The sequence below is a fragment of the Bradyrhizobium sp. CCH5-F6 genome, from assembly GCF_001556045.1.
Taxonomy (GTDB): Bacteria; Pseudomonadota; Alphaproteobacteria; order Rhizobiales; family Xanthobacteraceae; genus Bradyrhizobium.
Map to the genome: position 1 here is coordinate 19,789 of NZ_LSIC01000198.1, position 10,862 is coordinate 30,650.

At 66.8% G+C, this 10,862-nt stretch carries 8 protein-coding genes; 5 read left to right on the forward strand and 3 right to left on the reverse strand.

Annotated elements, in window-relative coordinates:
* Positions 1 to 98 precede the first annotated feature (98 nt).
* Complete coding sequence (locus AX729_RS34655; protein WP_061028877.1) at positions 99 to 2,438, forward strand: Tex family protein; 2,340 nt, start codon at positions 99 to 101, stop codon at positions 2,436 to 2,438.
* A 130-nt stretch (positions 2,439 to 2,568) separates the two neighbouring features.
* Here the strand turns inward: AX729_RS34655 and AX729_RS34660 are convergent, their stop codons facing one another.
* A complete protein-coding gene (locus AX729_RS34660) occupies positions 2,569 to 2,940 on the reverse strand; it encodes a response regulator transcription factor (protein ID WP_061028874.1) in 372 nt (123 codons plus the stop codon).
* Positions 2,937 to 3,803: a S1C family serine protease gene (locus AX729_RS34665; protein ID WP_061028872.1), complete on the reverse strand. Its 867-nt coding sequence runs from the start codon at positions 3,801 to 3,803 to the stop codon at positions 2,937 to 2,939. Before AX729_RS34665 ends, AX729_RS34660 begins: the two co-directional genes overlap by 4 nt.
* 202 nt (positions 3,804 to 4,005) lie before the next feature.
* Here AX729_RS34665 and AX729_RS34670 point away from each other — a divergent pair, with 202 nt between their 5' ends.
* The gene (locus AX729_RS34670; protein ID WP_061028870.1) at positions 4,006 to 4,971 is read left to right on the forward strand and encodes a VOC family protein; all 966 of its coding nucleotides are present in this window, start codon (positions 4,006 to 4,008) and stop codon (positions 4,969 to 4,971) included.
* A gap of 15 nt (positions 4,972 to 4,986) precedes the next feature.
* Here the strand turns inward: AX729_RS34670 and AX729_RS34675 are convergent, their stop codons facing one another.
* Entirely contained in the window at positions 4,987 to 6,135 is a 1,149-nt protein-coding gene (locus AX729_RS34675; protein WP_082770615.1) for a GGDEF domain-containing protein, read from the reverse strand.
* A gap of 162 nt (positions 6,136 to 6,297) precedes the next feature.
* Here AX729_RS34675 and AX729_RS34680 point away from each other — a divergent pair, with 162 nt between their 5' ends.
* From AX729_RS34680 to AX729_RS34690, 3 genes are all read left to right on the forward strand, one after another.
* The gene (locus AX729_RS34680; RefSeq protein ID WP_061028869.1) at positions 6,298 to 7,173 is read left to right on the forward strand and encodes a dihydrodipicolinate synthase family protein; all 876 of its coding nucleotides are present in this window, start codon (positions 6,298 to 6,300) and stop codon (positions 7,171 to 7,173) included.
* Between the two features lie 187 nt (positions 7,174 to 7,360).
* A complete protein-coding gene (locus tag AX729_RS34685; protein ID WP_061028867.1) occupies positions 7,361 to 8,461 on the forward strand; it encodes a S1C family serine protease in 1,101 nt (366 codons plus the stop codon).
* Between the two features lie 125 nt (positions 8,462 to 8,586).
* Positions 8,587 to 10,862, forward strand: a 2,276-nt coding sequence (locus tag AX729_RS34690; RefSeq protein WP_061028864.1) for a xanthine dehydrogenase family protein molybdopterin-binding subunit, incomplete at its 3' end; no start/stop codon positions are given.

The window sequence follows — 10,862 nt, forward strand, 5'->3', positions numbered from 1 at the left end:
CCGCACCTTGATGAATCAACCTCGGTTGGTCCATAAGCGGCGTCCCGCGAGCGGGTGGTTCGCCGCCGCATCGCGTGCTTGGACAGAGGGATTCTCGCGTGGCAAAAATCAACCAGAAAATTGCGCAGGAGCTTGGGGTTCGCGCCGAGCAGGTCGAGGCGGCGGTGACGCTGCTCGACGGCGGCGCTACGGTTCCCTTCATCGCCCGCTACCGCAAGGAAGCGACCGGTGCGCTCGACGACGCGCAATTGCGTACCTTGGAGGAGCGCCTAGTCTATCTGCGCGAGCTCGAAGACCGCCGCAAGGCCATCCTCGAATCGGTTCGCGAGCAGGGCAAGCTCGATGCCGCCCTCGAAGCATCGATCATGGCCGCCGACAGCAAGGCGCGCCTCGAAGACATCTATCTCCCGTTCAAGCCGAAGCGCCGCACCAAGGCGGAAGTTGCCAAGGAAGCCGGCCTCGAGCCGCTCGCCAATCAGCTGCTGTCGGAGCCAGGCAACGATCCGAAGGTCGTGGCGGAAAGCTTCGTCAACGCCGAGAAGGGCGTCGCGGATGCAGCCGCCGCGCTGGACGGCGCGCGCGCCATCCTGGTCGAGCGCTTCGACGAGGACGCCGACTTGATCGGCGCGCTGCGCGAGGAGATGTGGACCAACGCGCGCATGGCCTCCAAGGTGCGCGACGGCAAGAAGACCGAGGGCGAGAAGTTCGCCGACTATTTCGATTTCTCCGAGCCGCTGACCAAGCTGCCCTCGCATCGCATCCTCGCGATGTTCCGTGGCGAGAAGGAAGAAATCCTCGATCTGCAAATTCAGGCCGAGGCCGAAGCGCCGCCGCCGGGCGTGCCGAGCGCCTACGAAATGAAGATCATGAAGCGGTTCGGCATCGCCGACCTCAAGCGCCCCGGCGATCGCTGGCTGATCGACACCGTGCGCTGGGCCTGGCGCACGAAGATCCAGGTGCATCTCAACATCGATTTGCGCATGCGGCTGTGGAATTCGGCCGAGACCGAGGCCGTGCGCGTGTTCGCCTCGAACTTGCGCGACCTCTTGCTGGCCGCCCCGGCAGGCACCCGCGTCACCATGGGGCTCGATCCCGGCTACCGCACCGGCGTGAAGGTCGCGGTCGTCGACGCGACCGGCAAGGTGGTCGACACCACGGCGATCTATCCGCACGAGCCGCAGCGGCAGTGGAACGAGTCGCTGGCGACGCTCGGCAGGCTGGCGCTGAAACATCGCGTCGAGCTGATCGCGATCGGCAACGGCACCGCCTCGCGCGAGACCGACAAGCTCGCCGCCGACCTCGTCAAGGGCCTGCCCGAACTGAAGATGACGAAGATCGTCGTGTCCGAGGCCGGCGCCTCGGTCTATTCGGCCTCGGCTTTCGCCTCGGAGGAGTTGCCCGGCCTCGACGTCACCCTGCGGGGCGCCGTCTCGATCGCGCGGCGGCTCCAGGACCCGCTCGCCGAGCTCGTCAAGATCGAGCCCAAGGCGATCGGCGTCGGCCAGTATCAGCACGACCTCGGCCAGGCCAAGCTCGCAAAATCGCTCGACGCGGTGGTCGAGGATTGCGTGAACGCGGTCGGTGTCGACGTCAACACCGCCTCCGCGCCGCTGCTTGCGCGCGTGTCCGGCGTCGGCGCAGGCCTTGCGCAGAGCATCGTCGCGCACCGCGACGCCAACGGCCCGTTCAAGTCGCGCAAGGCGCTCAAGGACGTGCCGCGGCTCGGACCCAAGGCGTTCGAGCAGTGCGCCGGCTTTTTGCGCATCCTGGGCGGCGAAGACCCGCTCGACGCCTCCGGCGTGCATCCGGAAGCCTATCCGGTGGTGCGCCGGATTCTGGCGGCGACCAAGAGCGACATCAAGGCGCTGATCGGCAGCAGCGAGATCGTGCGCACGCTCAAGCCCAAGGATTTCGTCGACGAGACTTTCGGCCTGCCGACCGTCACCGACATCCTGCGCGAGCTCGAAAAGCCCGGCCGCGACCCGCGTCCGGCATTCAAGGCCGCCGTGTTCAAGGAGGGCGTCGAGGAGATCAAGGATCTCAAGAAGGGCATGATCCTCGAGGGCACCGTGACCAACGTCGCCGCCTTCGGCGCCTTCGTCGACATCGGCGTGCACCAGGACGGCCTCGTCCATATCTCGGCGATGTCCAAGACCTACATCAAGGATCCGCGCGAGGTGGTGAAGCCGGGCGACATCGTCAAGGTGAAGGTGCTGGACTTCGAGGTCGCCCGCAAGCGCATCTCGCTGACCTTGCGCCTCGACGACGAGGTCGGCGCCAAGAAGGACGCCCCCGGCATGCAGCGCGACAACGGCTCACGCAATCCCGCCCGCATGACCTCCTCGGCGCCGCGCAAACAGGATACCTCCTCCGGCGGCGGCGCCCTCGCCGAAGCGTTGCGCCGTGCGGCCGAGAAGAACGGTGGCAAGCGGGTGTAAGCTCGGAGGAGAGGTCTATCCACGTCATTGCGAGCGCAGCGAAGCAATCCAGACCGCCTCTGCGGAGGGATCCTGGATTGCTTCGTCGCAAGAGCTCCTCGCAATGACGAGGAGAGAGGCGCCGCCTCGCCTAAAGCTCGATCACGCCGCGGCGCGCCGCATGCGCCACTGCGTCGGTGCGGCCGGTGGCGTCCAGCTTGTCGAGCAGCGAGCCGACATGGAACTTCACGGTGTGCACGGAGATTCCGAGCTGACGCGCGATCATCTTGTTCGAGGCGCCCTCGGCCATCAGTGCCAGCACGTCGAGCTCGCGCTGGGTCAGTGCGATATCATCGGGCATGCTGCGCGGATCGCGGGCCACGATCGTCGCCGCAGCAGACTCGCCCGGCGCAGCGAGACGTAGCCCGGCGACGTTGCCGAGCAGTGCGGCCAGGCGGCCGGCGAGAGCGGGATCGTCGATCTCCAGCGACAGCACGATCTCGGGGGCGTCGTCCGCGCTCACGCCTCCGGCCTCTCGCCGACCGTGACCTTGAAGCTGACCGGCTCGCCGCCGCGGCGGGCGGCGACGTCGACCACCGCGCCGACGCTCGAAGGCCCGAGCGTCCGCGCCAGCGCACGCACGCCTGACAGTTTCTGGTCGTTGACCGCGACGATCACGTCGCCCTGACGGATGCCGGCTGCAGCCGAAGGCCCGGCCTTGTCGACATGCATCACCATCGCGCCCATGCCGTCGTCGAGCCGTACCGGCTGGAGCCCGAGGCCGAGATATCCGCGCGCGATGCGGCCGCGCGTCTCGAGCTGCGCCGCGACGCGCGCGATCGTCGCCGTCGGAATCACCAGCACCCGCCGCGGTCCGAGCACGGCCATCCCGAAGGCCTCGCCCGATGCGTCGAGCGCAAGCCCGCCTTGCTGGCTGAAGCGCAGGCGCAAATCGAGCTCGATCCGCGCATCGATCTCGCCGCCACGCAGGCTGCGCCATCCGTTGCCGGATGCCGACACCATGCCGAGCGCCGCGCTTGGCGCATCGCGATCGGTGGCGACCACGACCGACAGCGTGCCGAGAGGCGGGACCGTGGTAGACAGCTTGACCGGGGCGAGATCGGTGTCGGCGCGCAGCAGCGCAACGTCGGTGGTGTGGTCGCGGCCGACGATCGTCGCGGCGACCGTGCTGCCGTCGGACAGGCCGATCGTCACCTCGCCTTCGTCGGCCAGCGCCTCGTCGGCGGTGACGATCAGGCCGGGCTTCCAGACGAAGCCGGTGGCGCGGGAGCGATGCGAATGCACGGAAACGACGGACGGCGCGGTGTGCGCCACGACGTCCGCGAGCGCTGACGACAGCGAAGACAGAGGCGTGGAATCGGTCATGCAAGGCTCCTGCGAGGTTTCAAGGCTCCTGTAAGCCGCCTTCAATCTGGGATGTCGCGGGTGATTGCGAAACTGGCCGGGTGGCCAGTCCTCCGTAGGACCACGGCCGACAAACATGTGATTGGGAGGCGCTCACGGGAACGTGTAGCAATCGGGAAATTGCACCAATTGGCCTCAAGCCTCTCCCAGCGAGCCCTGACTCATGACCATCGACCTCACCCGCCGCACCCTGCTTCAACTCGCCGGCGCGACGTCGCTTGCGATGGCCGCCGCGGCCGCGGCGCGCGCCGAGGGGACGCCGCAGGGCGGCGGGCCGACCTATGCGAGCCGCACGCCGATGCGGGTCGGCATGGTGACGCTGCGGGTGAAGAATCTCGGCAAGGTCGCCGACTACTACCGCGACGTAATCGGGCTCACCGTGATGGAGCGCTCTACCAGCGCGGCCAGGCTCGGCACAAATGGTATCACGCTGCTGGTGCTGGAGGCCCGTCCCGATGCCGCGATCGAGCCGCGCAACGCCGCCGGCCTCTACCACACCGCCTTCCTGATGCCGACGCGAAAAGACCTCGCGCGCTGGCTGGTGCATGCCGCCTCGCATCGCGTGCCGCTGTCGGGCTTTGCCGATCACCTCGTCAGCGAGTCCGTCTATCTCGACGACCCCGAGGGCAACGGCATCGAAGTCTATGCCGACCGCGATCCCTCGCAATGGCAGTGGAGCGAGGGCAGCGTGAAAATGGCGACCGACGAGCTCAACATCCCCGACCTGCTGTCGCTGACCAATACACGCGTCGCCGACTATGCCAAGGCGCCGGACGGCTTGCGCGTCGGCCACATGCATCTGCGCGTCGGCGATCTCGCGCAGGCCGAGAGCTTCTATCACGGCACGATCGGCCTTGATCCGACGCGCAAGCGCAACGGCGCCGCGTTCCTGTCATCGGGCCGTTATCACCATCACCTCGGCTTGAATGTCTGGCAGAGCCAGGGCGCCGGCCAGCGCGACGATGCCACCACGGGACTTGCATGGTTCTCGCTGGTGACGGCGAAGCAGGACATTCTCGCCGCACAGGAGGAACGCCTGCGCAAGGCCGGTGCGCAGCTCACCACGCTTGCGAATGGTGTGGAGGCGATCGATCCCTGGGGCACGCGGGTGCGGCTGCTCAAGGTGTGATCGAAGGCGGCAGCTTCAGCCTGCTGCGCGTTCGAGGCGGACGTCCTCATCCGCCCATGCGCAGCGGCTGCCTCCGGCACGTTTCGCTGCATAGAGGGCGCGGTCGACCCGCTCCATGAGCTGCGACGTTGAGATGGCGGTGACTGCATCAGCGCTGACCAGAATGCCGACGCTTGCGCCGATGCGGACCGGAATGTCCGTGAGCAGGAATGGCATCGAGAGATCGCGAATGGCTTGGCGCGCCAGCGCGAGCGCTTGCTCACGGCCGGCATCACCTGAAGCAACCGGCTTGAGCATCATGAACTCGTCGCCGCCGAAGCGCGCGGCGAGCCCTGGACTGCCGATGCAAACGGAAAGCCGCTCCGCCACCTGGCGCAACAGATCGTCGCCGACGTGATGGCCGTGCCGGTCGTTGACCGGCTTGAAGCCGTCGAGATCAATGGCGATGATGGCGAAGTTTCCGCGCGTCTCCGCCAGCGCCTGGAAGAACGCGGCCCGGTTCGGCAATCCCGTCAGGAAATCGTGGGTGGCCTGCCGCGCCAGCCGATGTTTTGCTTCGAGCCGCTCGACGAAGGCGGCGCTGAGATGTTTGGACGCCTCGCGCAATGTGAGCCAGAAGAACACCAGCATGACTGCGCCGAGCTTGTAGGCGAACTCGGGGTGGAGCAGGCCGCCCAGGATGATCGGCGTCAACAGCACCGCAGCGGCGGTCAGGATGATCCAGGGTCGGATCGCCGCGCGCGAGACCATGCCGACGCAGAACGACATCGAAAGCCCGAACGTGATCCACGCGCCGGGCCCGTCGTCGAGCTGGAGCGCGCGGTAAGACAACAGGCCCAACGCAAGGCCGAAGGCGGACGCGCCGGCGCCATAAAGCCCTTCCCAGCGGATCACGTCAGTATCGGAGAATTGCGCAGCGCGCGACTTGTAGCGGAGCAGAGAAGCGATGCGGGCTGCGGCCGTGATGAAGATGAAGACCGAGATCACGGCATAGCCGGTGTCGCCGCTCATGAGCGTCAGCGCGGCTGCGCCCGTCACCGATGTGGCGCCAATGGCGGACACTTGCGGCAGCGACGTGTACAGGAGATCCACGAGCTCGCGCCGGATGCGCGGATCTGGATGCAAGAACCTGGACAACATTGTCAGAGTCATGGCCGGCACCATCCCTGCTTGTTCCTAACAAGCGGTAGGGACGGGGCGCGAGATGATGGTTGCTGCGCAACGTCCTTAAGAAGTCGTCAATGCGCAGGCTTGCTGGCGATTTTTGCCCGTGTTAGCAGCGATTGAGGGCTGCTACGGCCGCCCGATGTCCCGAATGGACCTGACATGTCCGAATTCCACGGTGTCTTTCCCTATCTCGTCTCGCCCGTCGATGCCGACGGCACGGTGCGGACCAGCGTGCTCGCAAAGCTCTGCGACGACCTGATCGGCGCCGGCGTGCACGGCCTGACCCCGCTGGGCTCGACCGGCGAGTTCGCCTATCTCAATGCCGAGCAACGCACGGCGGTGGTGCAGACCACGATCGAGGCCGCGCGGGGCCGCGTGCCTGTCGTGGCCGGCGTCGCCTCCACCTCCACGGCGGACGCGGTGGCGCAGGCGAAGGCCTACCGGAAGCTCGGCGCCGACGGCATTCTGGCGATCCTGGAGGCGTATTTCCCGCTCGCCGATGCCCAGGTCGAATCCTACTTCCGCGCCATCGCCGATGCCGTGGATGTCCCCGTCGTCATCTATACCAATCCGCAATTCCAGCGCTCCGATCTCACCCTCGACGTCATTGCGCGCCTCGCCGAACATCCGCGCATCGGCTACATCAAGGATGCCTCGACCAACACCGGCCGGCTGCTCTCGATCATGAACCGCTGCGGCGATTCCTTGCGGGTATTCTCGGCCTCGGCCCATATCCCTGCGGCGGTGATGCTGATCGGCGGATTCGGCTGGATGGCGGGCCCGGCCTGCATCATCCCGCGCCAGAGCGTCGCGCTGTACGACCTCTGCAAGGCCGGCCGCTGGGACGAGGCCATGGCGCTGCAGCGCCGGCTGTGGCGCGTCAACGAAGCCTTCGCCCGCTTCAATCTCGCCGCCTGCATCAAGGCGGGGCTTTCGATCCAGGGCTACGATGTCGGTGACCCCGTCCCGCCGCAGGCGTCGCTGACGGCCGACGCGCGCAAGGTCGTGGAGGCGGCGTTGCGCGAGCTGATATAGCTGCTCGCGACGCGGCAATTTGCCCCGGGCACCCGTGTCGAGAGCAAAAGGCTCCTTACCTGAGGGAGAAACTTCCGTTCGTTTCCGACGTTGCTGCGTGAGCGAGGTCCATCACCCCATGCATGTGCATCCCAACAGCGTATTCAGCACAAGAGAGCGTATTCAGCACAAGAGACGGTGATCACTCATGAATCGTCGCTATGCGATTGCCGCGGCAGCCTTCGCCGCCCTGTTGCTCGCCATAACGACCGCGAAGATCCTGCATGTCCCGATCTCGTTCGCCCCATGGGCGGCTCCCTCCGCACGCGCCGTCGAGCAGCGCGGGCCGCTGTCGGATGCCGAAAAGGCGACCATCGATATCTTCGAGCGCGTATCGCCTTCGGTCGTCCAGGTTGCCGTGAGATCGGCGGTCAATCCTCTCATGGGTGAGGAAGGCCAGGGCGGCTCTTCCGGCACGGGATTCGTCTGGGACCGCGACGGTCACCTCGTGACGAACAATCACGTCGTCGCCAGTGGCGGCGAGATCGCCGTGCGCTTTGCCTCGGGAGAGGTGGCCCGGGTCGACCTCGTCGGCACGGCTCCCAATTACGATCTTGCGGTCCTGCGGATTCGGAGCGTGCGCGAGCTTCCACCGCCGGTTGCGCTCGGCAGCTCGAGCGACCTGAAGGTCGGGCAATCCGCCTTTGCGATCGGCAATCCCTTCGGGCTTGACCAGTCGATGACGAGCGGCATCATCAGCGCGCTCAAGCGCAGGCTTCCGACCCATGGCGGCCGTGAAATTGCCAATGTGATCCAGACCGATGCCGCGATCAATCCGGGCAATTCAGGCGGGCCGTTGCTGGATTCCGCAGGCCGGCTGATCGGCGTCACCACCGCGATCATATCGCCGTCGGGCTCGAACGCGGGCATCGGTTTCGCGGTCCCGGTCGACGTCGTGAACCGGATCGTCCCCGAACTCATCCGCAACGGCCGGGTGCCGACGCCCGGCATCGGGATCGTGGCCGCCGGCGAGGACGTTTCGACCCGGCTCGGCGTCGAAGGGGTGATCGTGGTGCGGACGGCGCCCGGTAGTCCGGCCGAGCGGGCGGGGATTCGCGGTGTCAACTTTTCGACCGGAGCGGTCGGAGACATCATCACCGCGGTCGAGGGCAAGCCGGTGCGGCGCCTCTCCGACCTGACCGATGCGCTCGAGCAGGCCGGCGCCGGCAAGACCGTGCGCCTCACCGTCAAGCGGGGCTCGGACACCCGTGACGTGAACGTGGGCATCATCGACATCGAGCGTTCCTGACCCGCGATTTGCCCGGCCAAAAGGGGCGCGGCACGCATTGCAGATGTGCCGCGGCTCGGTTGTCTGGCCCGCAAAATCGGTTAAAACCGCCGCGGTCGTTTTCCGGATTTCGAGGACATAACGGAATGAACATTCTTCCCGGCAATTTGCGTTTCGGAGCGGGCCAGCCCGTCAAGCGTTTGGAAGACCAGAGGCTGCTCACCGGGAAGGGACAGTTCATCGACGACAAGCCGGAGGACGGCGCGCTGTGGTTGCACGTGCTGCGTTCGCCGCACGCCCACGCGAAGATCGTCTCGATCGATAGCAGCGCCGCGGCCGCGATGCCCGGCGTCACCGCGATCTATACCGGTGCGGACCTCGTCAAGGACGACATCGGCAGCATCCCGACCCTGAGCATTTTCAAGCGTCCCGACGGCAAGCCGATGACGGTGCCGCCGCGCCGCCTGCTCGCCCATGAGGTCGTGCGCCATGCCGGCGAGGCGGTCGCCGCAGTGGTGGCCTCGTCGCGCGTGGAGGCTCAGAGCGCAGCCGAGGCGATCGTGGTGGAATATGACGTGCAGCCGGCGGTGGTCGATCCCGTCGAAGCAGTGAAGCCCGGCGCTCCCGTGGTGTGGCCCGAGGCGCCCGACAACATCGTCGGTGCCATGAGCTATGGCGATGCGGCCAAGGTCGACGAGGCCTTTGCCAGGGCCGCGCACACCGTCGAACTCGACATCGTCAGCCAGCGCCTCGTGCCGTCGGCGATGGAGCCGCGCTCGACCATTGCCGAGATCGACAAGAAGTCCGGCCGTCTCCTGCTGCACGTGCAGTCGCAGACGCCGGCGTCGACCCGCGATGTGCTGGCGGAAGCGGTGCTGAAGCGTCCCAAGGACAGCGTGCGCGTGCTGGTCGGCGACATCGGCGGCGGCTTTGGCCAGAAGACCAACCTCTATCCGGAAGACGGCATCGTCGCCTATGCCGCGACCAAGCTGAACAAGAAGATCCGCTGGCGCGGCGACCGCACCGACGAGTTCGTCGGCGGCACCCACGGCCGCGATCTCACCTCCACCGCCTCCTTCGCATTGGATGAAAAGGGCAAGGTGCTGGCCTATCGCGTCAAGTCGATCGGCTGCACCGGCGCGTACTCCTCGGGCGCGGCCAACATCATCCCGCTGGTGCTCGGGCCGTTCGTGCAGACCGGCGTCTACGATCTGCCGCTGGTGCATTTCGAGGTGAAGTCGGTGATGACCCACACCGCGCCGGTCGGCGCCTATCGCGGCGCGGGTCGGCCCGAAGCGGTCTTCATCGTCGAGCGCCTGTTCGACGCCGCCGCGCGCAAGATCGGCATGGATCCGCGCGCGATCCGCAAGGCCAACTACATCAAGCCGGCGCAGCTGCCCTACACCAACGCGGTCGGCCAGGTCTATGATTCCGGCGCCTTCGCCCACATGCTCGATCGCGCCGTGAAGCTCGCCGACTGGGATGGCTTCGCCGCGCGCAAGAAGGCGGCGAAGAAGAAGGGCCTGCTCTACGGCCGTGGTCTCACCTCCTACATCGAATGGACCGGCGGCCGCGCGCATACCGAGAAGGTCAGCCTGCACGCGACCTCGCAAGGGCGCGTCGTGCTGCATTCCGGCACCATGGCGATGGGGCAGGGCTTGCAGACCACCTACACCCAGATGATCTCCGACACGCTCGGCATCTCCATGGACAAGATCGACGTCGTCCAGGGCGACACCGATCTCGCCATGGGCTTCGGCAGCGTCGGCTCGCGCTCGCTGTTCGTCGGCGGCACTGCGGTTGCGGTCTCCTCCAACGATCTGATCCAGAAGGCGCGCGAGAAGGCGGCCAACGTGCTGGAGACCTCGGTCGAGGACATCGAATACCAGGGCGGCATGCTCACCGTGGTCGGCACCGACCGCCGCATCAGCCTGTTCGATCTCGCAGAAAAGGAGAACGGCGCCAGGCTCAGCGTCGATTCCGAGGGCGAGGTCGACGGTCCGAGCTGGCCGAACGGCACGCATATCTGCGAGGTCGAGATCGACCCCGAGACCGGCGTCTCCAAGGTCGTGCGCTACACCACGGTCGACGATGTCGGCGTCGCCGTGAACCCGATGCTGGTGGCGGGACAGATCCATGGCGGCGTCGCGCAAGGCATCGGCCAGGCGCTCTATGAAGGCGTGTCCTACGATGCCGACGGCCAGCTTCTCACCGCAAGCTACCAGGACTACTGCATCCCGCGCGCCGACGACGTCCCGCCGATCGTGGTGACTCTGGATGATTCCGCGCCCTGCCGCACCAACCCGCTTGGCGCCAAGGGCTGCGGCGAATCCGGCGCCATCGGCGGCCCGCCTTGCGTCACCAACGGCGTCCCGGATCGCCTGCCAGATCTTCTGCGGGGTCAGCGGCGTGTTCAGCTGGG

Bases quoted from the DNA above. Each gene is read 5' to 3' on its own strand.
- AX729_RS34675 (WP_082770615.1), bottom strand. From the start codon at position 6,135: ATGGTGCCGGCCATGACTCTGACAATGTTGTCCAGGTTCTTGCATCCA.
- AX729_RS34665 (WP_061028872.1), bottom strand. From the start codon at position 3,803: ATGACCGATTCCACGCCTCTGTCTTCGCTGTCGTCAGCGCTCGCGGAC.
- AX729_RS34685 (WP_061028867.1), top strand. From the start codon at position 7,361: ATGAATCGTCGCTATGCGATTGCCGCGGCAGCCTTCGCCGCCCTGTTG.
- AX729_RS34670 (WP_061028870.1), top strand. From the start codon at position 4,006: ATGACCATCGACCTCACCCGCCGCACCCTGCTTCAACTCGCCGGCGCG.
- AX729_RS34680 (WP_061028869.1), top strand. From the start codon at position 6,298: ATGTCCGAATTCCACGGTGTCTTTCCCTATCTCGTCTCGCCCGTCGAT.